17 protein-coding genes are annotated in these 24,670 nt (G+C 48.9%); 9 read left to right on the top strand and 8 right to left on the bottom strand.

Annotation, left to right across the window (positions count from 1 at the left end):
- The first annotated feature begins 165 nt into the window (after positions 1-165).
- The 4 genes from EOE67_RS06690 (at position 166) to EOE67_RS06675 (ending at position 3,453) form a co-directional block, all read left to right on the top strand.
- A complete protein-coding gene (locus EOE67_RS06690; RefSeq protein WP_127698264.1) occupies positions 166-729 on the top strand; it encodes an RNA polymerase sigma factor in 564 nt (187 codons plus the stop codon).
- On the top strand, positions 704-1,357 hold the full coding sequence (locus EOE67_RS06685; RefSeq protein WP_127698263.1) for a hypothetical protein: 654 nt from the start codon (positions 704-706) through the stop codon (positions 1,355-1,357). The genes EOE67_RS06690 and EOE67_RS06685 overlap by 26 nt, the downstream gene beginning before the upstream one ends.
- A 3-nt stretch (positions 1,358-1,360) precedes the next feature.
- Entirely contained in the window at positions 1,361-2,320 is a 960-nt protein-coding gene (locus tag EOE67_RS06680; RefSeq protein ID WP_127698262.1) for a hypothetical protein, read from the top strand.
- Positions 2,321-2,733: 413 nt separating this feature from the next.
- The gene (locus EOE67_RS06675; RefSeq protein WP_127698261.1) at positions 2,734-3,453 is read left to right on the top strand and encodes a hypothetical protein; all 720 of its coding nucleotides are present in this window, start codon (positions 2,734-2,736) and stop codon (positions 3,451-3,453) included.
- A gap of 39 nt (positions 3,454-3,492) precedes the next feature.
- Here the strand turns inward: EOE67_RS06675 and EOE67_RS06670 are convergent, their stop codons facing one another.
- The 3 genes from EOE67_RS06670 to EOE67_RS20965 all read right to left on the bottom strand — a co-directional run bounded on the left by EOE67_RS06670 (position 3,493) and on the right by EOE67_RS20965 (position 7,899).
- On the bottom strand, positions 3,493-4,437 hold the full coding sequence (locus tag EOE67_RS06670) for an acyl-CoA thioester hydrolase/BAAT C-terminal domain-containing protein (protein WP_127698260.1): 945 nt from the start codon (positions 4,435-4,437) through the stop codon (positions 3,493-3,495).
- Between the two features lie 323 nt (positions 4,438-4,760).
- Positions 4,761-5,516, bottom strand: coding sequence for a PEP-CTERM sorting domain-containing protein (locus tag EOE67_RS06665; protein ID WP_127698259.1), 756 nt, complete (start codon positions 5,514-5,516; stop codon positions 4,761-4,763).
- Between the two features lie 238 nt (positions 5,517-5,754).
- On the bottom strand, positions 5,755-7,899 hold the full coding sequence (locus EOE67_RS20965; RefSeq protein WP_127698258.1) for a winged helix-turn-helix domain-containing protein: 2,145 nt from the start codon (positions 7,897-7,899) through the stop codon (positions 5,755-5,757).
- Between the two features lie 265 nt (positions 7,900-8,164).
- On the opposite strand from EOE67_RS20965, the gene EOE67_RS06655 reads away from it, so the two are divergent.
- Positions 8,165-9,241: an alpha/beta fold hydrolase gene (locus tag EOE67_RS06655; protein WP_127698257.1), complete on the top strand. Its 1,077-nt coding sequence runs from the start codon at positions 8,165-8,167 to the stop codon at positions 9,239-9,241.
- A 257-nt stretch (positions 9,242-9,498) separates the two neighbouring features.
- Here the strand turns inward: EOE67_RS06655 and EOE67_RS06650 are convergent, their stop codons facing one another.
- From EOE67_RS06650 to agaR, 4 genes are all read right to left on the bottom strand, one after another.
- Positions 9,499-10,428 (bottom strand): ROK family protein, encoded by a 930-nt coding sequence (locus EOE67_RS06650; RefSeq protein WP_127698256.1) that lies wholly within the window; start codon positions 10,426-10,428, stop codon positions 9,499-9,501.
- On the bottom strand, positions 10,428-11,657 hold the full coding sequence (locus EOE67_RS06645; RefSeq protein ID WP_206099498.1) for an SIS domain-containing protein: 1,230 nt from the start codon (positions 11,655-11,657) through the stop codon (positions 10,428-10,430). Before EOE67_RS06645 ends, EOE67_RS06650 begins: the two co-directional genes overlap by 1 nt.
- 69 nt (positions 11,658-11,726) lie before the next feature.
- Positions 11,727-13,019, bottom strand: coding sequence for a D-tagatose-bisphosphate aldolase, class II, non-catalytic subunit (locus EOE67_RS06640; RefSeq protein ID WP_127698254.1), 1,293 nt, complete (start codon positions 13,017-13,019; stop codon positions 11,727-11,729).
- Positions 13,020-13,029: 10 nt separating this feature from the next.
- The gene (gene agaR / locus EOE67_RS06635; protein WP_127698253.1) at positions 13,030-13,803 is read right to left on the bottom strand and encodes a transcriptional repressor AgaR; all 774 of its coding nucleotides are present in this window, start codon (positions 13,801-13,803) and stop codon (positions 13,030-13,032) included.
- A gap of 1,239 nt (positions 13,804-15,042) precedes the next feature.
- Here agaR and EOE67_RS06630 point away from each other — a divergent pair.
- The 4 genes from EOE67_RS06630 to EOE67_RS06615 all read left to right on the top strand — a co-directional run bounded on the left by EOE67_RS06630 (position 15,043) and on the right by EOE67_RS06615 (position 23,634).
- A complete protein-coding gene (locus tag EOE67_RS06630; RefSeq protein ID WP_164852244.1) occupies positions 15,043-16,182 on the top strand; it encodes a lanthionine synthetase LanC family protein in 1,140 nt (379 codons plus the stop codon).
- Positions 16,169-19,102: a thiopeptide-type bacteriocin biosynthesis protein gene (locus tag EOE67_RS06625; RefSeq protein ID WP_127698251.1), complete on the top strand. Its 2,934-nt coding sequence runs from the start codon at positions 16,169-16,171 to the stop codon at positions 19,100-19,102. The genes EOE67_RS06630 and EOE67_RS06625 overlap by 14 nt, the downstream gene beginning before the upstream one ends.
- Positions 19,099-20,010 (top strand): glycosyltransferase, encoded by a 912-nt coding sequence (locus EOE67_RS06620; RefSeq protein WP_127698250.1) that lies wholly within the window; start codon positions 19,099-19,101, stop codon positions 20,008-20,010. The genes EOE67_RS06625 and EOE67_RS06620 overlap by 4 nt, the downstream gene beginning before the upstream one ends.
- 207 nt (positions 20,011-20,217) lie before the next feature.
- On the top strand, positions 20,218-23,634 hold the full coding sequence (locus EOE67_RS06615) for an NPCBM/NEW2 domain-containing protein (protein ID WP_127698249.1): 3,417 nt from the start codon (positions 20,218-20,220) through the stop codon (positions 23,632-23,634).
- A 97-nt stretch (positions 23,635-23,731) separates the two neighbouring features.
- Here the strand turns inward: EOE67_RS06615 and EOE67_RS06610 are convergent, their stop codons facing one another.
- Complete coding sequence (locus EOE67_RS06610; RefSeq protein WP_164852243.1) at positions 23,732-24,493, bottom strand: substrate-binding periplasmic protein; 762 nt, start codon at positions 24,491-24,493, stop codon at positions 23,732-23,734.
- Positions 24,494-24,670 lie beyond the last annotated feature (177 nt).

Here is a 24,670-nt window from a genome sequence, read left to right as displayed (position 1 = left end):
CGGACTGAATTCTGGCTAGGCATCGCCGCAAACGATAAAAAAATGCATAATAAATTCAGTCATCTACTAAATATTTCCACTAAATTTATTTTTTATGCCAAAAAACAAAACTTTTTTTAAAGCAGGGCCGACCAATGCACATCAAAACTAAAGAACCTGACTCAAGTGTTTAAACGCAGTGATGAAAGCTTAATTAATAAAGCCCTGGATGGCGATGAGCGCGCCTGGCAGCAACTGGTCAGTCGATATCAGACCATGTTGTACCATTATGGCCTGCGGCTGATGGGCAATCCGGATGATGCCCGCGATTTGCTGCAGGACGTGTTGATGGTGCTCTGTCGCAATCTGGCACAATTTCGCGGCGATAGCAGCTTTAAAACCTGGCTGTTTGGCATCGCCAACTATCGTGCCATGGATATGCTGCGTAAGCGCAAACCGACGCAGGACATTGACGATAGCCCGGATTTGTTTAATGACGATGAACCAACTGCTGAGGCAAGGCTCTATGGCCAGCAAACGCAGAAAATCGTCCAGCAACAGTTAAAGCATTTACCCGCTGACCAAAGGTTGGTGGTCGAGTTACGGTTTTACCAGCAATTTACTTTTGATGAAATTGCCGATCAGCTGGCGATTTCCAGTAACACCGTTAAATCAAGATTTTACGCGGCATTAGATAAACTGCGCACGCAGTTGGAGGTAGCCCATGTTGAACAATCAGCAAATTTTTGAAGCCTGGCTCGCCGGCAAACTGACCACTGCTGAGTGTGAGCAACAACTTCAGTCAGACAGCGAATGGTACGGCCGGTTTTTGACCGCACAGCAACTGCAACGGCATGCCAAAGTGCCGGCTTATGCACCAGTACCCGATATTGACACCAGCCAGATGTTCCGCCAGCAATGGGGTGGTCGACCAGCAAAAACCGCCTGGTGGCCCAGATTAAGTGTTGGCATGTCAGCAATGGCGCTGATTATCAGCATCTCGCCGTTACAGCTGCAATTACAGGATGGCGCTCTGGCGCTGAGCTGGAAAGAGAACAACAGTCTGCAACAGCAGCAAGAGATGACCACCATGCTGGCCAGTTTCCAGCAAGAGCAGCAGCAATATTTGCAGCAACAGTTACAGAACCAGCAACATCAACAAGCAACACAGTTGGTGTTACTGAAAGACTATCTGACTGAAAACGAACAAAAAGCCCGCAGCAGCGACATGATCGAGCTGGTGGAATACTTAAATCAGCAACGACAGGCTGACTGGCAATACTGGCAGGACAACGTTCAGCCAACCCAAGCCAGACAAGATTACGGCAGTTCGTACCTGCCAAACCGCACGCAAATTGACCCTAAACGGAGTAACTAGACCATGAAATTAACCCCATATTTAGCCGCGCTGGCCACGTTATTGCTGAGCGCCGGTAGCCAGGCTGCCACCCAAGTCAGCCCGAAGCTGAAACAAAATTTGGAAATTATGCAGAACATTCTGCAAACCTCATTAGAACAAGGCCGTGACTCCGGCGTTGGCCGCATTAGCCACAGTTATTTGGCCGGTCAAGGCGTGCTGTTCCAAACCAGTACCCAAGGTAGCTTTGGCCGCTATTTTGCGATGGCGCCAATAGCTCCGATGGCGCCGATGCCGCCGGGTGGCATGTCGGTGCCGGTGGCTATCTCCATCGACAAAGAACAAATTGCCGCCATTTCCGCCCGCGCTTCAGCGGTCGCGAATGCCGCCATGGCCGGTGGTCATATCGATGAAGAAGCCATCGACGCCATTGCCGAGCAGGCGGAAGCTGAAGTGGAGCAGATGATGGATCAGCAAGAACAACAGCAGGACATGATGCGGGATGTACGCGAACAAAAACGCGATTTAGAACGTGAATTCCGCGATTTAGAACGCGAAAAACGCGATATCGATTTTCAAAGCAAAGTCGGCAAACTGGATGCTGATCAGCAAAAAGAGCTGACCAAAATCAACACTAAAAGTGCTGAACTGAAAAAACGCATGGATGAAATGCAGCAAAAATACAGTGTGATGGAGCAGGAATATCAGAAAAAACGGGTTGAGCAGGCCAAAATTGCCGCCGAAAAACAAAAAGAGCTGATCGCGACCATCAGTGTCAATTTTGCCAATACTCTGTGTGATTACGGCGCCAGTTTACGTGAGCTGAAAGACAACGAGTTTGTGTCGTTACAGCTGTCGAATTCGCACGGCCGCAATAACCAGGATATTTATTGGGTGTTTAAAAAATCTGATATTAATCAGTGCGTCACTGGCAAGTTAAACACTGAGTCGTTACTGAAAAAAGCTGAGTATTATCAGTATTGATGGTAAAGCTCTGCCGTCTGGTTAGGATGAAAGAATTTAAGTAAATGAACTTGGTAAAGGTACGATGGCGCTAAGTACATCGTACTTTTTCATCGGACAGTCCTGTACGATCGATATGTGGAGTTCGCTCGAAGAGTGGCGTACTGCCGCTTCGCGGCGAGTAACGCCCTACCATTTTTCAATATAAAACAAGACGTTAATAGCACAACTTCCACCGTAGGGCGTGACTCGCCGCAGGCAGTCCGCCATTGCTTTGTTAAACCATTGCGCGTATTTTCTGGTAGCAAGTCGCCCGCTTGTTCAGCCTTAAGCAAAAAGGAATTGCTAAAAAGTACATCTCAAAAAGTTAAGCAGCTGAACTTTCGATTATTTCATCAGTCTGGATTGCATCGATTATTTTTCTAGCGCTGTAAATGTTTGATAATTTAGCAAAAGCTTTGGGCTGGTCGGCATTGCTCCATCTATTAGTGATTGCGGTGCTGTGGTACACGCATCGGCCGGCAAAGGTCGTGGCGCAGCCAAGGGCGATCGAAGCTTTTGTGTATCAGGCAATTCGGCCGAAGCCGCCAGCAGTTACTCCAAAAGAAGTGGCGCCGGTAAAGCCAGCACTCAAGCCAATACCCAAGCCAACTCCTACCGCTGTCAAAGCAAAACCTGTGGTCGAGCCAGCAAAGCCAATTACTGCGCAGCGAACCGCAGACCAACCTGCCGACGTGCCAGCCAACAAAGCAATCGACAATAACAGCACGCCAACCGAAGCCACCCACGTGACAAACCCGGCGCAAGAACCCCATGCCATGAGTCTGGCCGAGCGCAGCCTGGCGATCGCCACCCGGCGTCACAATGATATTAGCAATGAAGCTTTAGCTGCCAGTCAACAACGGCCACACCTGCGAGACCGCCCCGCTACTACCAGCAAGGTACAACTCAAGCCCGAGCACGCCGCCGCCAACGTACTGATGCAACTCAGTGACGGTAGCTTTGTCGAAAAAGTCGGTGACTATTGCTATCAAGCCAAACCGGGCGCTGACCTGCGCGCTGATATTTTCAGCATGAAACCCGTGCCTTGCGGTGAAGATAAAAATGCCGCTTTGTATAACAGGATTATGCGTAAGGTTGGCCAGGATCGTTGATGTCATCTTCAATGCCATCGTTCACTTCAGGCGCAGCTTTTAATCCGTTAAGCGTACGGCAGGTATTTGCGACTGTCGTAAAAATTCAATAATCTGCGGTTGATATTCCCTGACGAGCCCACCATGACCGCCATTTGCTATTTTCAAATGCTGATAACGATACTGATATTGATGTTGCTGCAACCGTTCCATCATCCGATCGGACATTTCACTGGATGGCCATAGCTCATCTGCAGTACCGGAAACAAATAACACGTTGGCCTGCATCTGCTGCACCGGGATCAGCGCTTGCTGGTAAGCCTGCTGATTTTGCATAGCAATTTCATGTCCTTGCCGAAAGTTGCCCTGCATCAGTGGTATCGCCGAACGCCAACTAAAAGGCACAAAAGGCATGGAGTGTCCCTGCCAGCTCCAGGACGAACTGGTGCTGTACCACTCTGGACTGCCAAACACCACCTCACTACCGACCACCGCAACCACAGTGCTGATTTGCGCTAACCTGCTGGCCAGTAGGAACGCCAACTCCGCCCCTTTTGACACCCCGAGCACTGACAAATTTTCTGCGTCGACGGCGGGGTTGCTGCGGGTGATTTCTATAACATCTAACACGCCGCTCAGCTCAATCCGATCCAATCCAGATGGAATACCCGGCAACCCAAAATAACCGACCACCAATAGCGCAAAACCGGCATCCAGATAAGCTTGCCGATCTGCCGCCCGCCGCGCGCTGGTCATGCCCATACCGCCTTCCGAACCACCCAATATCACCAAGAGCGGCGCCGGTCTTGCCGCACTTGCTGTAGCCGGTACATACAATTGGCTTTGCACCTTGCCCTGGTTGGATAAGGGTACAAAGGTGGTGATCAGCAGCGGTAGCTGGCTGCATAGCAACAATAATGTGAGTAATAAAATCGCTAACCTATTAATTTTGTTTATTTTTGCTGAGTTGGGTTTATTGGATGCGTTGGGCAATTTAGCAAACATAAGCCATTCCTTGGATGATTAAACCGGAGGCCTATTGTTTGTTAACCGCAGCTGTAAAGGCAGCGCAGATTGTCATCGAAGTTGGCTGACAAATGTCAGATTTGGGATGGGGTGTGGATTTTGGTTGGTGGCGAAGATAGCTGCAGTACTGAGCAGGAGGCTGGGGCACAGCAACGCAGACGCGCCGTGAATACATGGTTTTTATGTCAATGGGGTTTATGCAGCATCACTAGATGCGGGCCCGATCCGTACTCAAAAAGCCACAAACACCTGAGGCAAAAACCTCCGGTGCTTGTGGGTTATTAGATGATTTATGGCGGCGGTTAGGCTGCTTGGCCACAAAGATTAACGGTTGCACCTTTGCGTCGGCGATAGGCTAACCCGGCCAGACCTAAGGCGAGCAGGCTCAAGGAGCCTGGTAATGACACAGGGGATGGTGTTGCGTGGTGTATACGAACGAGAGCAATACCAAAACTAAGCGAACGATCATCACGATCTACATTTAAAAATAAATCAGACATGAGTAAAGCAAAACCATCTATCTGTTCAACGTCAAACATACTGCTATAACGCGAAGAACTATCATCCTCTATATATGCGTGATTGTAATAACCGTTGGCGTTATTATCGATACCATAGTGGGCGGCTGTGTAAAATCGAGCATCCTCTTTGATATCACAATTTTTGTCGGCTGGAGTCATACACACCTTCCATGGCCCAGAAGTGAAACCAAATAAATCGATAAACGCGTTAGTATCCCCAAGTTCGTCCTGACTCCAATCAATATCTGAGTACTGAATCATGTTTTCTTTGTCATGCCAATTACTGGCACCGAACTGAAACGCGTTAAATAGAGATGCCATCTGTAAATTGCTTGCCAGCGACCACCCTTTATGCGCTGCCAATGCTTCATTAATACTCATGCCCTGGGTGACATCCCACTTCAACCACTCCAAACCGCCACCGGTAACGATATTTGAGGAACTATCACGTGAATAACCTTTGTATTCGATAACAGCAGCTGGCGTAGACACACTGGCTAACAGCAAGCCAGCCAAGACGAAAAACTTACGTAACATTTCGCATTCCTATGGTTATCAATTGTTGCAAGTCAAAATAGCAAAAAATATGCCATGAACATATATTGTATAAGTATCAAAAACCTATACAAACTACGAACATCTAAACCATAGTGATTGTGTAAATTAAATGGACAGTTTTGGTGAGTGCTATTTAGAAGAGTATCAATAAATTCAATTGCTTGAAATTTAACCTACACCTCAAAAAGATCAGTCTTATCACCCTATGTTGCAAAACCTACGGCAACGCCAGCTGATAAACGTCCCCTTGCGCTTGCGCGCGCCGCACATACCAAAGTGCGTCCTGAGTCCACTGGTAATGATGCATAAACCGTTCTGGGGTGGGCAGCAGCAAGCGTGGTGGTAGCTCTGGCATGGCAACAGACCATTGCAGCAAGCCTTGACCTGGTTGGTAAAAATACAGCTCGCCGTTGGTGAGTTGCCAGTTCAGCCAGTTGATTTTGTCAAAATTCGCCAACATCAGCTGCTCCTGGCCATTGCGGTCTAATCGATACAAACCATCCTGATGGTATTTGCTGTACCAAAGCTCGCCTTGCCACTGGTAGCCGCTGTAACCACCTTGGCTGGTGAGTTGCGTAGATCGGCCAGTGGCACGGTCCAGCGACCAGAGCTGCCAGTCGCCACTTTGGGTGCTACTGTAGATCAGCTGTCCTGGCGCTTCCCCAAAATTTACTACCATCGCTTTAGCGGAAGCATCGAGGATTTGCTGCAGTTGGCCACTTTCGATTTCCAGCAGATAAATCGCACCTTGCTGGCTGAAGACCAGTTGTTTGCCATCATCTGACAATGTCAGGCGCACAAATTCGGCCGGTGGTGGCAAGGTTGCCAGCAGTTGTTCACTTTGCCCGGCGGTTTTGCGCCAGATTTGCTGCTCGCCCTGACGATTGGTTAAAAATACTAGCTGGTTAGCCGCAACCCTTGGCATCCAGTCAATGCGCGAACTGGCGATGATTTTCTGCGGTGCTGGCCAGTGGCCTGCGGCATCCTGTGTAGCTGTTGAAACTCCTGAAACTACATTAACTTCCGGCCGCGGTTGCCGCCAAATCTCCATTTTGTGCTGTGATATGCTGTACCAAAGCTGTCCGGTTTGCCAGAACAACGACTGCACTGGCGCGCCGGTATGAAACAGCGGTTGTGTTTTTTGCGTATCAACTTCCCAGCGACAAATTTGCTCGCCACAACCAAACAGCAGCTGATCGTCATTTTTCCAGGCAATCGTCTTCACGGCGAATGGCACTTGTTGTTCGGCCACTAACTGCATGCCCTGCCGCTGGTAAATCCGTAACACCGACTTGGCCTGCTCCAGATAACTGACCACCGCCAGCTTGCTGGCGTCAACGGATATCGCCAGCGCGACATCACCGCCCGGCGTCAGCGGTTGTGTGAGATGTTGGACTGCTTTGGTCGCCAGCTCCAGCCGCGATAGCGCATAGGGTTTGGTTTTATCGGGGCGTTGCCGGAAATAAAATGCCTTGCTGTCCTGTTGCCAACTAAGTTGCAGCTGACTGTCAAAAGGAAGCTCTAACAAGCGTTGGTCTGGAGTATTTTGCGCGGTGCCGCTGGCGCTCGCTGTGATCGGTGATGGGCGTAACCACAGCTGACATTCTTGCTGCTGACAAAGTTCGTACACTAGCCAATTGCGATCAGGACTTAAACTGGTATAGCGCAAATTTCCTGCCGGTACCTCAACTTGCAATCGCGGCAAAGCAGTGGCGGTTGTCTTATCGGTTGGCTGCAAAAACCAACGGCTGTGCTGTTCGTCTTGCTGCAAATAGGAAAACCACTTGCCATCAAGACTCAAGCTCAGCTGCGCTTCGACCCCTTCATCACTGGTCCGTGGCGTTGGTGCGGCAGTGACTGGGGCAGATCCGGATGTGGAATGTTGCTGCTGCCAATATAGATTGAGTAGCAGCAACATGAGCAACAACACTGGCAACCACCAGCCGCTGCGCTGGAGTATATTGACGTTGCTGCTGACAGGTTCAGGATTCACTTGCGTGCCTAACGCAGTTTGCTCCGGCATATCGACCGCAAGTTCTGTCGCTGGCGGCAATATCGTCACCGGCACCAACAAGCGATACCCTACTTTGGGCAACGTTTCCAGATAAGGTTGGCTGGCATCCAGCTGGGCGAGCTCCTTTCGTAGCAGCGACACCGCACGATTAATGGCGCTTTCGCTGACCACCCGGCCTTGCCACACCTGTTCAATCAATTGCTCCCGGCTCAACTGCTGCTGATCAGCGGTTAATAACGCCAGCAACAACTCAAAGATCCGCGGTTCCAGATAAAGTTGTTGCCCATCGACCATCAACAGCCGCCGCGTGGTATCGAAAAAAATGGTGCCCAGTTGCCAGTTATTCAACAGCTGAAACTCCAGGCAAAGCGGGCAGGAAAGCGAATTTTCGCTTGAGACTATTCGCCGGAGATAACAGGGAAAAAGGTAACCGTAAGCTTTTCATCACAATTAAATCAGTCCGGGTTGATGTTGCCACTAGCCGAACTGGCTTAGGCTCAGACTATCCGTTTGATAGTCAGGGTATATCGTCTTGTCATACCAACATATTTTTAAAAAGTCTGTCAATTTTTACGCAAAATTTTGTTACCGTCGAAACTACCGGCAAAGCTGGTTGCTGCTGATTTTTTTGTTATTCAAGCCGGTACAGGCGGCAACGCCAGTTGCTGAATCACTGGCGACAGCACCCAGCAAGCTGCCGCAGTATTCTGAATTGATCAGCAGCGGCACGCATAAATTTCATCTTCGGAAAATGGCACCAACTGCAACAACAACCGCAACCTTCGAAAACTTGCCGGTGGTGGTGTTACTGTCCGGTCCCAATCAGAATTTCCATGCCGACAGTGCCTGGTTCGCCTTGCTGCAACCGTTGCTGGCACAAAAATATCAGGTACTGGCGATTGACCGGCTCGGCAATGGTTTTAGTGACAATGCCGATGATGTTTCATACCGACGCTTCAGTCAGGATTTAGCGACGTTGCTGCCGAATTTAACCAAACAGCCGGTGATCCTCATCAGCTTTGCCAGTGCTAGCATTAGCGCCCGCTTGTTGCATCAGCAACAAACCATCCAAGGCCAAACCAACAGCCAGGTGCAAGCGATGCTGTGGATCGATCCGGATATTCCAACTCCAGACGCACTGGCCTTGTATCAAGGGTATCCGGTCGATTGGTACCAAAAAAATTTGCAGCAACTGTTACCGGAATTGGCCAAAGGCGTTTGGAACCAACGCACCAAAGATAAACTGCATAAGGAACGGGCGGAAATCGTGGCTTTGCTCAGCAGCGACAATACCACCATGATGGACTGGGGCTACTTCGACGCCATCAGCGGACAACGGCAATCACCGCAGCGCCAGCAACAACGCGCTATTGAAATTGCGAATTATGCCAAAGACTTAGACTTATATGCGGCGTTACCGGCCATCACCGATATTCCGGTAACGGTGATCGACAGCGATTTTGAAACGGCCGCCATCCAAGCTGATCCGGCGCAGGCGAAACAGCTGCAACAGTGGCAACAACAAGGCAGTGCATGGAGCCAGCACTTGGCGAAAAACTCAGGCGGGCAATATTTACCGCTGCAGCATAGTGATCATCTGGTGATGTTTCAGCATCCGGAAACAATTGTTGCGGCGGTGGATTGGCTCAGCGAAAAAGTCACAGTTTTCCCATTGAAAACCAAGCATTAAGCTCATCGCACATCAGACGGTCATTTGATGCTGTCCGGCTTCATGGCGGACTACCTCCGGTGAGTCCGCCCTACAATTTACATCACAATTAGATACTTACAGTAGGGCGCTCCTCACCGCGCTAGCGGTAGTACGCCGGAAGGTCATTTAACACCGTTCGGCTTCCTGGCGGACTACCTACGGTGAGTCCGCCCTACGCTCAAAAAACACTTAACATATTGTTTTAAAATAAAAACTGTAGGGCGCTACTCACCGCGCTAGCGGTAGTACGCCGGATGAGCAGCTGCCGATTGCAACCCCAAAATCGCCGCACCGCGTTCACCGGAAGCGGCACCAAATTCGGCTTTTTTCAATAGCGGCACTTCTGCGCCTTCAAATAAATGCCGGGCAATCGCTTTTGGCAAGGCAGCGTGTATTTCATCAAGATCCGACAAGCCGCCACCGATCACGATCACATCCGGATCATAAGCCAGCACCTGACTGGCCAGACAGGCGCCCAAAGCGTCCATATAACAATCAAAGGTATGGCGCGCCACCACGTCACCACTACGAAAGGCGGTGATCCAATCATAAGTTGTCAGGTTTTGCTGGCTGAAATGGCTGTATAACCGCGCCAGACCGGTGCCGGAAATATAGGTTTCGGCGCAGCCTGTTAAGCCACAACCACATTGGTATAGCGGCAGCTGATATTGCAACAGAACCCGCCCGGCCACCGATTGATGGCCAAACTCCCCCGCCAGTTGTTGCAGCCCTTGATACAATTCACCGTTTACGCAGAGGCCACCACCGGCGCCAGTGCCTAAAATCACGCCAAAGACCCGGCTATAGCCACGACCAGCGCCAAGCATCGCTTCCGACAATACAAATAACCGGCAATCATTGCCAAGCGCCACTGGCCGCTGTAAGCGTGCTTTTAAATCTGCCGCCACTGTCCGCTGATTTAAACAAGCAACATTCGATGAAATCACCACGCCTTTGGACGCAACCACGCCAGGCAGCGCGATGCCAACCGGCGCACGTTTGCCCAGAAATTGGTCAGCTTTATCGATTTGCTGCGCAATGGTCTGTAAAAACTGCGGATAATCCTGAGTCGGCGTTGGCACTCTCCAACGCTCAAGTAATTGAAATTGTTCGGTAAAAACTGCAATTTCAATTTTAGTTCCGCCTATATCCAAACCGTACACCATCAGCGGTTTCCTCGGGCAGCAGCCAATGCTGAGTTTGTTGTTGTTGCCTGGGCATGAGACATCGCGTTAGTCACTGAGTGAGACACCGAATTAGATAAAGACTCAGGCAGCGGATAAATCGTCACACCCTGCACCACCCGGTTTACCTCGCCGCCAGGGCAGGGATTATCGGGGCTGATGCCAAGCTGCAAGGCTTTGTAAAACGCCAACGTTTGGCAGTATACAATATATGGAAAGGCAGTCCAGACGTCTGGCATCTCTGGTGCACCGACTTCGGGCGCCGACCACTCGGCGACATCCAGCACGGTGATCGCCAGCGCCCGGCCATCAGAGCGCAGCTCCTGCACTAAATCCAAATCATATTGCTGACTATACCGATCGGTCGATTTCAGCACCACAATTTGGGTATGGCCATCAACCAGCGATTTTGGCCCATGCCGAAAACCGAGCGGGCTTTCAAAATAACTGCCAATTTGCCCTGAGGTCAGTTCCAGATATTTCAGCGCTGCTTCTTGCGCGATGCCTTTTAGGCAACCAGCCCCCAAAAATACCATCCGGCGGCATGACGTCTGCGCCAACTGCCGGATTTGCTCCTGTTGCCGCAACACTTGTTCACTGAGCGCAATCGCCTGTTGCATCGCGCTAGCATCCGGTGCAAATAACAACAAGGTTGCCAATAACATACCGGTGAAACTACTGGTCATGGCAAAACTTCGATCATGGCAGGCATCCGGTAACAACCATAAAGCACAGTTCGATTTGCCTTTGGCAAAGGTTGCCAACTGCCCCTGCGCATTACAGCTAATCATTAAATGAAAACTGTGCGCCACCCTGGCATCCACCACCTGCAACGCCGCGACACTTTCCGGACTGTTACCTGAGCGGCCAAAACTAACCAATAAAGTCGGGACTTCAGCACAAAGATACAGATCCGGATGACTGACTAAATCGGTGGTACTGACCGCTTCAACCCGCTGGCCAGCCAAAGGTAACTTATTGATTAAATGCGGAACCACCGTCTGGCCGATATAAGCCGAAGTGCCGGCGCCAGTGAAAATAATCCGTAAATCCGGCTGCTGCAACAACGGCTGTAACCAGTTGCGTAACGCTAATTCCTGGTCTGAAAATTCCGCCGCCAGCTGTTGCCAGATGGCCGGTTGCTGGGAGATTTCCTGCGCGGTAAAACCCGCACCCATTTGCTGTAATTGCGCTGCAGTGAACCCAAGCATCGTTGACCTTACTTCTGAACTAACCACGACCATACTCCTACCAAAAACTGTCTTTACACTTCAAAGCTTTCAGGCGGCCACTGCCCGCCCACAAGCCGCGGCATATCGTGCTGTCACCTGGCGGATTTTGTGTTGGATCAACGCCTGTGGTGTCGCAATCAGCTCTCCGTTTAACACCGCTTCATATTGCACCGGCAAGAACTGACTGAGCAGCGGCAATGGGATCGATACCCCAGCCAGGTTGTGACAAAGTTTATCCACAGCAGTGGCAATCGACGGCAAGTTCCAGTAATAACGGATGCGATCGCTGTAGCTAAACTGGCGTAACAACGATTGCTGATCAGCACTCACCTGATAAAACGCTTGCCAATAATTGGGCTGGCGCTGCATCTCGCGCTCACAGACCGCAATCAGGCAGGACTGTTGTTCGACCGGCAGCAGTTGTTGTTCAATTAAACAAAGCGCAAATAAGGCTTCACGCAGCGCAAAGGTCAGCTGCGGCCCAACTTTTAAAATCGCAAAATGCTGGCGTACCAGTTGCGTATAAGCCTGGGCGGGTTGGTAATCGGTGGAATGGGCTTCAAACACTACATGCGGGATATCACGGATAAAACCGGCCAACGCGGCGGTTTTATCCATCTGAAAATGATGGACTTGGGTGTTGTCGAACTCGACGCCGGGCTGTACCACGACGGCAATCACCCGTTGCCAGACGACGTCGGTTAACCCGGCGGCGGCAAAGGCCTGTTGATGGTCAGCCAGGGTTTTTGCCACATGCGCGACTGAAGTGACTTCCAGCGAAGTTTCTAAACTAGACACGCCGCCAGGCGCCGGTACTTCGGTGCCCACCACATAACAAAGTTCACTCTGGCCAAAGTGGCTAAGAGCCGTTTGTTCGGCCACCAGACACAACTGCGCCGCCCGTTCGGCAATCGCCAAATCGGACAGCGGCAACACATCGTCCGCACAAGCCATGCTGGTGTCTAAATGAATTTTCTGAAAACCAGCCGCCACATAAGCACTGATCAACTGCTCGGCCTGTGTCATCGCAGCTGCGGCTGGCTGCTGTTTCCAACAGACCGGACCTAAATGGTCGCCGCCAAACAAAATTTGTGACCGCGCGAGCGCCACTTCATCGGCCAGCTTATACACAAAATCTATAAAATCAGCAGGTTGCATCCCGGTGTAACCACCATATTGGTTCACCTGATTGGCCGTTGCTTCAATCAGTAAGGGGCTGCCATCTTGCTTTGCCTGTGCCAGCGCGGCCTTAAGCACCTGGGGGTGCGCCGAACAAACCGAATATATTCCCAAGGGCTGACCCGCTTTGTTGGCGCGGATCAAATCAAGCAAAGCTTTCATAACACTCCTGTTAACTGATAATTTGCACGTGCACCCCCATCCGGGTCAGTTCTTCGACAGTCCCGGCCGGAATACCGGCATCGGTCACTAAGGTATGCACCTGGTTTGCCGCGCAAATCAGATGAAAACCCCGACGTTCAAATTTTGACGAGTCGGTGACCACAATAATTTCCCGTGCCACTTCACACATCAGCCGATTCAGCGTGGCTTCTGCTTCAAAGTGGGTCGAAAGGCCGGTGCGAATATCAAACCCATCAACACCCAGCACCACTTTATCGAACTGAAAATGCCGTAACGCCTGTTCCGCCTGCGCGCCGTAAAACGACATCGACTTTTTACGCAGCAGACCACCGGTCATCATCACTTCAACTTTTTCAAACCCGGCCAATTCAGAGGCGATGTTCAGACCATTTGTCATCACAATCAGATTTTTATGCTCACTCAGGCAAGCCGCCACTTCTTCGGTGGTGGTGCCGGAATCGAGAATGATCCGCTCATCGTCGGCGATCAGCGCCGCGACCGCCCGGCCTAATTTTTGTTTTAAGTCCGAATGTTTTTGCCGCTTTTCTTTGAGCGACAACTCCCGGCTTAAATCATCATTCACCATAGCGCCACCACGTGAGCGCACCACCAGCCGTTTGCTGTCGAGCGTGGCCAAATCGCTGCGAATGGTCACTTCCGACACGCTAAACCGCTGCGCTAACTCGGCCACCGACACTTTGCCCTGCGCTTGCGTCAGCCGGACAATTTCCTGCTGCCGCTCAATCGTATTTAAACTCTCCACCCCTGCTCCCTGCCCGTCTTGGGCTGCTTGGTTTGTACCATACCATCAAAAAATAAACTTTCAATAGCTTTCGTTTTCGACAATTCAAAAGCGCCACTATTTAAAAATCAACATAACAGCATGCAAAAATACAAAAAAGTAAACTAAATTACTGTTTTTAAACGATTAAAAATAAAAACCCAAAGTCAGCGCTGATTTTCGATAGAAGTTTCAGATCTATTTGAATCGAAAATACGGCTAAAAACATATAAATGAAAGCAAAATATAACTTGCGATAATTTTCGATTTGACGATATAACAGCGTATCGAAGGTTTTACTTGCCGTAGTCGTCGACAGTTATTCGACGGTTATCGCCAAAAAGTCACTGTTTTTGCGTTGTGACTGAGTTTACGCCAGCCAAGCGTAACTGCGATATGGGCAATTCGGGAATTTCAAAACAAAAAATAACAAACCGGAGGGGAGTATGTCAGTTCGCAACATATCGCAGGGAGGGAATTTGGTAAATCAATAGCCACATGTGCGGTGAAGTCGTGCAGATCCTGACTCTGGTTGTGGTTGAAGTGGCTATAGAGACAACGAAAAAGTCTGCGCCACTACGATGTTCAAAGAGTCGCGTATTACTGCCAGCCTCTACAGCACAGGCTATAAAATGTGTCACAGGTTCAAAGTTATGAAACTTGAACCAGCAAATATTTCGAACAATTTCGAAAATAACATACAACCCACTAGCTCCAATTTGCAAAACAAAAATAAAACACAATAAAATCATTCAAAATCAATGCATTGCAGAAATTTCCACTAAGGAATTGAAAAAATAAATCTATAATTACTTCGACTCACCTCCATTGCCGAAATATTTTGCAAGTTTCGATCATTGACCAAAATAAAAATTGAAGGTATAAAAATCAGGCCTGCAACAGGCAATTATCTTTTTTGCTACACATGGAGAGTATATGAAAACGTTAAAAAAAGTAGAGTTCAAACATCTGAGTCTTGACCAAAATGAGTTACCTATTCAGGTGACCAGTGAAATCGGCGGTGGTGCCCGCACACTGCCACCTACAAATCCAACTGGTGCCTGTCAGACCTCAAAAGCAACCAGTAACTGTATCTCATGTATGCCTACGCAGTGGGTTACCGGATGCAGAGACTAACAGGTATTTGAGAACGGGGACTCCCCTGCTTTTTGAGTAAACAAATAATGGAGTAGTCTGACTACTCCATTTATGGAATGGCGTATGACTTCAGCTACGGTAATTCAGCACTATATTCATCAGATTCAAAAACAGACGGCATCGGCAATTTCCGAGTGTACCGCTCCTGGTCTGCTAACCGGGAAAGCTGGCATTTTGTTGTTTCTGTATCACACCGCCTATTCTGATCAAAATCTAATGGAGCTGGAACTCGACGTTTTGTATCAACATTTACACAGTGAGCAACTGGATTACTCCTATTGCAACGGCATTGCCGGTATATGTTGGTTTCTGGAACACCTGAACCAACATAACTCTGTATATGATCCCGATATGCTAAACGAAGTAGACACATTGTTGACCCATGTCGTGCACAAAGACCTTTACGGTAATGAAATTGAGTTGTTGCAGGGGTTGTCTGGTATTTCGGCATATTTTGCAAAACGCTCACTTCGGACTGACCAGAGCAAATTTTATGAACTGTATCTGGCAAAGATAACGATAAAATCTGTCGGAGTTGCCGCAGGAAGCTGCTGGGAACAGCCAGAGGAATCAGTATTTCGTAACCGACCAGCCACCGAATCCGAATACAATCTTGGATTTGCTCATGGAATTCCTGGAATTATTGCCTGTATTGCGCCGGCACTACGCTACCCTTCCTGCCATGCGCACGCACAAAAACTGCTTGGTCATGCATACCGGTGGCTACAATTTCAAGCCCGGCCTACGGCATGTCGATATGGCTATTTGGCTGGCGACACCGCATTGACAAGGCCGGGGTGGTGCTATGGGGATCTGACTATTGCTGTCAGCGGGCTGCAGATTGCCCGGCTGATGTCTGATACAGCGCTAGCTAAATCCTTTCTGGATTTAGCGTTCGAGACCATAACAAATGCAGAGGCGTATGCAAAGACTGATGATCTCACACTGTGCCACGGCCATGCTAGTTTGTATGTACTCTATTTAAAAATGTACCAGCTGACTGATGAGTATATTTTCAGGCTGACTGCAGAACAGCATAAAACCAATTTACTCAAAGAGTTACCTCTATTACTTGAAAATAGCTCCACACACGACTGTAGTTTTCTTAACGGGCTGGCAGGGATTGGCCTGGCTTTATCTTCTTGTATCAACAACCTGGACTGGCTGGATGTTTTAATGGTGATTAACAGTGCAAAAAACTGACATGTATTTAATTGCCAGAGTAAACAGCCTCAGTCTGGAGGCTTTTCAGACATATAAAACCGGTCTGGAGCATCACTGTATTGAGACTGTCGGTTTGTTGTTGAATGATCCGTTAATATCTGTGGCAATTGCTTATGCCGCACCAGATTTATTGCAACGTCTGCAGCTCAAAGCAGCAACTGGCAACATTTCTGATAAAGACATTTGCACTATAAAAAAATATTTGATCCGTATGGCTTTCCGACCAACACCATTCGGTTTTTTCTCCGCTGTAGCCCCTTTGACATGCGCTGACAGTAACCGAATTCTTTGTCATCCTGATCAATTTCAGGCTTATGTCAGCAGAAAATCGCAGATATTGCTATCCACCGACGCAACTATTTTATCCCGAGGCTCCGCGCCTCTTTTTCTGAATCCGACCCTTTATTTTTGGCAGCAAAAGGTCAGATATCTGCAGCAACACTGGCTGGATTCTCAAGCTCATTTTAAACTCAGTGAAATAGCCCTTGAAGACGATCTGGCGACGTTGCTTAGTCAAATCCGGCATGTCACTAATGTTTCTGAGCTTGGTCAACTGATCCGTCAGATCAGTCCTGGAACATCAGCAGAAGAAGCAATCGACTACATCAAGCAGCTGGTTGACTATGACGTATTATCCACTTGGGGCGGTATTACATTGACTCCGGCAGCCACTGAATCGCAGTGGACGCTGACAGCGATTCTGCCCCCCCCGGCACAGGCACATGCATCATTACGTCCTGATCACTTTGTTAATCTACAGGCATCTTTCAGTCAAAACACGTTATCAGAGAGAGATTTACGACAATTTTCTAAAGATCTGTACTTCCTTGACTCTTTGGTTTACCCGCGGAAACAACATCTGCCAGAGTTGTTTAAACAAGAATTTCTTCGACGCTACGAAAACAGCGCCGTACCATTGCTGGAAGTGCTGGATACTGACAACGGAATCACCACATTTGGCGGCACAGTTGTCCAGAGTGAGTGGTTAAAATCTCTTAAACTGCGGCAAAAAGGTGATGGCAATTCACCAGTACAGTTCAAAGCCAGCATGCTTGATGAATACATTATCAGGCAGATTACCGCCGGTGCTCAACAGCAATCCTCCACGCTGGATTTGGCTGATGCTAAACTCACATTTGGGGCGGGGATCCAACATCGTTACGCCGCGACCTCCGGCTTGCTGGTCAATTTATTTGTCGATGCAGATGACAAATTGCTAATTAATTACTGTGGATCATATGGGCCTACTTCGATTCTCTGGCATAGCAGATTCAGCCCGTTATTAGGTGATGAACTTTTACATTCACTGCAGAATTCCATAAAAGATGAGCAGTGTTTCAATCCTGAATTGATTTATGCAGAAGTATTGTATGTCGAAAATCTCAGGCAATTGGATGTGATACGGCGACCGACATGGTATCAATATGAAATTCCGTTGTTTGTTGCACCTTCCGTAGCACCAGAATTTGTGATCATGCCAGCGGACTTACTTGTTTACCTAGATAACGATGAGATTTGCCTCTATAGCATCAAACTCAAAAAACGGGTGATCCCCAGAATCTCATCTGCTCACGCCTATCAGCATCAGCAATTGAATTTGTATCATTTTTTCGGCATGTTACAAAACCAAAACGCGCGAACTCCTGCGTTCCAGTTACCACCGGTAGTAACGCAGCTGCACTATCTACCACGTATTCAGTATCGAAATATCATTCTGCAGAAAAAGCGCTGGCTGGTCCCAGCCAGTGATATTACTGGTCTGGCAAAGCAAACAGCTGCAGGCCGCCTGCAGCTACTGAATCTGCTGCAGCTTGACCGGTATATCAGTTTTGGCGAGGCGGATCAGATCCTGAGATTGGATTTGCATTCTGATACCGACTTAAAAATTCTGTTACAGCAGAATCACCCCATATTTGAATTGTATGAATCATTATCAGATCAATACACTAGCCTTATCCAATGCAGTCAGGGTATGCATTACAGTAATGAAGTCGTTATCGCACTGCAACCGCCAGTAAAACCCTATCAGCCCAAGCCTGCGGCTGAGGCAATACACAGACTACAACCATCCATACTTCCACCCAGCGGCTCAGAGTTATATGTCAAAATCTATGGTTCGGTAACGACACTTGAGTGTGTGCTGAATTCAGCTGAGTTGCGACAGATAATTACAACTTATCAAGACTATATGTTTTTTTTCGTACGATATGCCGATCCACGACCTCATCTGCGGCTCAGGCTTCTAAGAGCGCCTGAATCAGTGACACCAACGATGGATTACAGTGCAATTTTTGCTTTCCTGAATCAGATACAGCCAGGCCGCACGGAAATTGAAGTCGCAGTTTATAAAAGGGAAGTCAGTCGTTATGGCGGATATGCCGGAGTTCTGTTAGCTGAAGCCATTTTTTCAGCAGACAGCCGATACCTTCTGAGTCTGTATTCTGGGCAAAAGCTGACTACCGAATCAGATCGGATGTGGCAATCATTCAAATTTCTGGATCAAATACTAACCCTGCAAATGCAAACAAATACGGACAAAGCTGCAGATTGCTACCGTATTTTCAACTCTTATCTTGCCGAGTACACGAATCCTACAGATATCCTGAAACATTTATCTGCATTATACCGCCTTCACAAAAGCCAGCTGGTACTGTTGCTGAGTGACCCTTTCAGAGAAGACGCACCGCAAGAAGCCCAGTTCCGCACCAGGCATCTTGCACAATATTATAAATTTCTGACCAGCCACTGTACCGAAGTGACCTCAGCAGCTCTCACTGCTGTTTTCCACATGCACTGCAACAGAATGTTTGTTCATTACGGACGAGAGCTCGAAATGCTCTGCTACGGTCTGGCCTATAAAACCTATAAAGAACTGTCAGTACAGGAGAGCGGCAAATGATTAGCGTAATTATTCCATTTTTGAACGAAGGTGAAAATATACGCAAAACGCTACACAGTTTATTTGATAGCTGCGATTTGACTGACATAGAGGTAATCTTGCTGAATGATTTGTCTACAGACAACTATGATTACGATTCGCTAAGTCACGAATTTTGCGTCAGATATTATCAGAATAGTTCGCGACTTGGTGTTTCCGGCAGTAGAGAACGTGGCGTTAAACTTGCCAGTAATAACATCATCTTGTTTTTAGATGGTCATATGAAATTTTTGCAGCCGGATTGGGCCAGTAAGTTGGTGAACCATGTCATCAACCATCCTCAGCATCTGTTTTGCTCTGTTTCAGTGGCGATTGACGATAACTGGAACATAAATCCCGAAAGTCCAATTGGGGCTGGCTGCACCATTGATCTTTCCACTGAGTCAAGTCGACTGCTTGACACCGTTTGGTTGCCGTTCGTAGCTGATAACCCGGCAATTCCCTGCATTATGGGAGCGGCCTATGCTTTTGATAAGAATTTTTATCTACATCTGCGAGGGCTGCACGGACTTGCCCAGTGGGGTTACGATGAGCAATTCCTTAGCATTAAGGCATATCTGGCTGGCGGTCAGTGTACTTTGATGAGCGATATCATTGTGGGCCACTTGTACCGGCCAGTTCAACCCTATATTAAACCAATGATGCATATTGAATATAACAAAATTGTTTGTTTATACGTTTTGGATCTGGTTCCGTTTACAGACATCAAGCGGACTTTTTACACAAACCCATTATTTGAACAAAACTGGCAAGCGATTGAAAATCTTCGCTTACAAATCAAGTCCGAACTGAATCAACGTAGCATTCAGGAATTCATTGAGTTTAACAACAAATATATGGTGGAAATACTTGAGCGCTCCTGTCACTGAGCGAGTGGAGCCTACCTGGTTGATCGACATTTTTATATATTCAATATTAAAATCAATACCTTAAAAGTATATCGACTAAGTATACATTTGCATTATGTTGTTGGCTGCAGCGGAAAGCGATACCCTTGAGAATGCATTGTACCCAGGAGCGAGACTAATGCGGTTGTCCATCACATTTCGTTTTTTCATTATGAAAGAGGTTGTTCCATGGCTATTCGTTGTCGTTACACCTTATTAGCGCCTGCAGTGTTAGCACTTGCGATCAGTCAGGCGTTGGCATTTAGCGCAGTCGCCGCCCCCATCGGCAATTTACAGCACATTAGCGCCGAAACCGGCCAGGTTGAGCTGAAGACCGATCAACAGATCCGACTGCAAATTCAGCTGTTAAAACCGGGATTATTCCGGCTACAAGCTGCAGCTGCCAATGACGGTGCCAAAAACAGCAACAGTCCGTTCCCTGGCCCTGGCGATAAGGCCGCCGCCATCGTGATTAAAAACGATTACGCCAAAGTCGAATTCAGCCTCCATGACAAGGGCGATTATCAGCTGCTGCAAACCAGCGCCATGGCACTACGCATCTACAAACAACCGCTGAAATTCGCCTTATATCATGCCGATAATCAAAGGCTGATTTTTGAAGAGTTACAACCGCTGGAACTGGCGAAAGACTTAAGTTTCCAGACATTAAGCAGCGATCCGCAAGAGCGCTTTTTTGGCGGTGGCCAGCAAAATGGTGCCTTTGAATTTAAAGGCAAAACCATGGAAATTTCCTATTCCGGCGGTTGGGAAGAAGGTGACAGACCAAGCCCGGCGCCATTTTTTATGTCGAGCAAAGGTTACGGTGTGCTGCGTAACAGCTGGGCTAACGGAAGTTACGATTTTCGCTCCAGTGAGTACATCAACCTAAGCCACCACGAACAACGTTTTGATAGTTATTATTTTGTCGGCGACTCCATCAAAAACGTGCTGGCCGACTACACCGAGCTGACCGGCCGCGCCAGACTTATTCCGCGCTGGGCCTTTGAATACGGCGACGCCGATTGCTACAACGACGGCGATAACGTGAAAAAACCCGGCACCGTACCCGACGGCTGGAGCGACGGCCCGACCGGCACCACGCCAGATGTGATTGAAACTGTTGCCAAAAAATACCGTGAACATGACATGCCAGGCGGCTGGATTTTACCGAACGACGGCTACGGCTGCGGTTACACCGACTTACCCAAAGTCGTGGCTGGCCTGGCCAAATACGGTTTCAGAACCGGCCTCTGGACCGAAAACGGCGTTGATAAAATCGCCTGGGAAGTCGGCACCGCCGGTTCCCGCGCGCAAAAACTCGATGTCGCATGGACCGGTCAGGGTTATCAGTTTGCACTCGACGCCAATAAATCCGCTGCTGACGGCATCCTCAACAACTCAGATTCAAGACCCTTTTTATGGACAGTGATGGGCTGGGCCGGTATTCAACGTTACGCAGTGACCTGGACCGGCGACCAATCCGCCAGTTGGGACTATATCCGCTGGCATATCCCGACCTTAATCGGCTCGGGTTTATCCGGTCAGGCTTACGCCACCGGCGATGTTGACGCAATTTTTGGCGGCAGCCCGGAAACCTATACCCGTGATTTGCAGTGGAAAGCTTTTACCCCGGTGCTAATGGGCATGTCGGGCTGGGCCAAAGCGGCACGTAAACATCCGTGGTGGTACGACGAACCTTATCGCAGCATCAACCGCGATTATCTGAAACTGAAAATGCGGCTGATGCCTTATATGTATACCGCCGCTTATGAAGCGGAAATTACTGGCGCGCCGATTTTACGTGGCCTGATGTGGGATTATCCGAATGATCCAAACGCGCTGACCGAAGCCCATAAATATCAGTTTTTAGTCGGCAAGGATTTACTGGTAGCGCCGGTGTATCGGTCGATGGCGGCCAGCAAAGGCTGGCGTAAAGATGTGTATTTGCCACAAGGTCAGTGGCTTGACTACTGGGATGGCCGGGTGGTCGAGGCACCTGCAGCTGGTATCAAGCTCGACTACAAAGTCGATTTAAAAACCATTCCGCTGTTTGTCCGCGCCGGCGCCATTCTGCCAATGTATCCGGTATCGTTATATGACGGTGAAAAACCCAAAGATGTACTGACGATAGATATTTATCCTTATGGCGAAAGCAGTTACCTGATGTATGAGGATGATGGCAATACCCGCCAGTATCAGCAGGGAAAATTTAGTCAGCAAGCTTTTACCGTCAAGGCGCCTGCAGGCAAAGCCGGTGACATTCAAATTGAGATTGCGCCGGTCAGTGGCGACTATCAGGGACAAGAGCAGCAACGGCAATATCAGTTGCAGGTGCATAGTAGAGTGAAACCAGAGCAGGTGAAACTGGCTGGCTCGGCACTGCCGCAACTCAAAGACGCTGCCGCTTTTGCCAAAGCCAACAGTGGCTGGTATTTCAGCAGCGAAAAATACGGGGTGATTTATGCCAAAACTGAAAAAGTCTCTATTCGCGAAGCCTTGCAGTTTGAGCTGACGATCAATCCTGCACTGACGTTAACGCAAACCGCAGGTTATCCGGCAGCACCAGAGCTCGGCAACGCCATCGCCGCCGATAGTTTGCTGGTGCTGAACCGCCCGGCTGAAGAATCAGGCCATCTACTGGAAAACGCCTTTGATGGTAATCCAACCACCTGGTTTAGAACCAAGCGCGACCAAGCGCTGAAAACCGGTGCCCACGAATTTACGCTGGCGCTTGGGGAGCGGCGGATGGTCAACGGTTTTGAAATTGCGCCAAGGAATGACCAACACTGGAAATATGGTCAGGTGCGCGATTATGAAGTCTACATCGCCGACAACAACGGCGAATGGGGCGCACCGGCACATCGCGGCAGCTTAAAAGTGCAGCAGACCAGCCAAAAAGTCGAATTTCCAGCCAAAGCCGGTACCTTATTCAGATTCCGGGTGCTGAGTACTCAGGATCAGGCGGAAGATGGCAGCGCGCTGGATCCGATGGTGACGGCGGCCGGGGATGAAAAAACAGCCGATGAAAAAGCTGCGGACGCCAATAAAACAAAACCGGCCATTGCCAAAGCTTTTAACGCCCTGCTGCCGACACAAGTGACGCCGATCACCATTTCTGAATTTAAAGTACTGGAGCAACCGCTGCCCAATCAGCCGCAGTTGCAACAGCCATTGTCGGAAGTGACAGCGAGTATCATTGAAAACAGTCGTGGTTCGGTGGAACTCAATAGCGCCAACGGCGGCAAAAAAGCCAAAGATGGCGGCCAAATGCAAATGAACGGACTGAAGTTCCGCAAAGGCTTAGGGGTAGCCGGACAGAGCCGGATTGATTACCCGTTGGCTGGCCACTGGCAATTGTTCCGTGCCGATGTCGGCATCGACGATAGCTGCCGCCAGCATGGCAGCGTGCAGTTCCAAATCTATGGCGATGATCAGTTACTGTACGATTCAGGCACCTTGCAAGCGCCAGCGGTGGTGAAACCACAACTGGATATCCGCGGCATCAAACTGCTGAGCCTGCGTACCACCGCCGGTAACAACAAAATCTGCGCCAACTGGGCCAATGCCATGCTGATTGGTTTTGCCGGGGATAAAGTGGGAAAGTAAACCAAAACTGACTCCCCAGTAACAAGGATAAAAGCCGCACTCAAACCAGTGCGGCTTTTTGTATACGACAACGACCGCTCAAAGCGACGGTCAGCAATCAACGACTGCCCTCACAAGCCCCTTCCACCAACGACTGCGCATTAATCCGATAACGCTCCTGCAACAAGTGGTATTTGTCATCTTGCAACACCGCTTTTAGCGCAGCATCAAAGGCTTTGGCGTCTTCGGCTTTACGAAAAGCCGCGCGGTAATAGCTAGCCGGAAACAATGGATGAATTTTAACTTGTTGCGGCGGTGAGATTTTATCGTGATGGTAATAAAAGATATTCACGTCCATCACCAGCGCCTGCACCCGTTTTTTGTGCAGCGACTCCACCTGACTGCTTTGCTCGACGGTTTCTCGGTATTTATACGAATTTTCAACGGCTTGCCGGTAATCATCACCCAGCAGCTGCGAAGCATTTTGAAACGCTAATAACGACAAGTCGCGCAAATCATTGAATTGCATAATAGAAAGCGATTCGGCTTCCAGACTCACCACCACATTTTGATAGCGAATATAGGGGCAGCTGTAAAACAGCTCGGATTGGGCATTATTCATCGGCTGCAAGGTGGCGATATCGCCGATCCCCTGCTGCAATAAAGTTTGGATCCGTTTATTCGGCACGTGGGTGAATTCAGCGCGGTAGCCCATTCGCAGCACGATTTCACGCAGTAATTCCAGCTCAAAACCGTCTGAGGTTTCAATTTGCACATAAGGGGGTTTATTCATGCCAACCAGCACCTGCAGCGGTGGTTTTTCCTGAGCCTGCGATGTCAGAGAAAACAGCAACAACAGAAAGCAACCCATTTTGATCATGCGAACATCCGTCAGCGCCAATACTGAGGTAAGCATAGTTGGCAACTCTACTTTAGATCCAGCAACAACCTGAACAATCTGCTGGCGGATGCGAACAATGGTCGCAGCCACTGTCGCTAGAAAAAGTTTCCGGTTAGGATAGGTTTTTATAATTCTGTTATTCAGTGAGTTACGCAA

It is taken from the genome of Rheinheimera riviphila, from assembly GCF_004005945.1.
Taxonomy (GTDB): Bacteria; Pseudomonadota; Gammaproteobacteria; order Enterobacterales; family Alteromonadaceae; genus Pararheinheimera; species Pararheinheimera riviphila.
The sequence above is the reverse complement of the archived record's forward strand: the minus strand, read 5'-3'. Positions and strand labels throughout refer to the sequence as shown.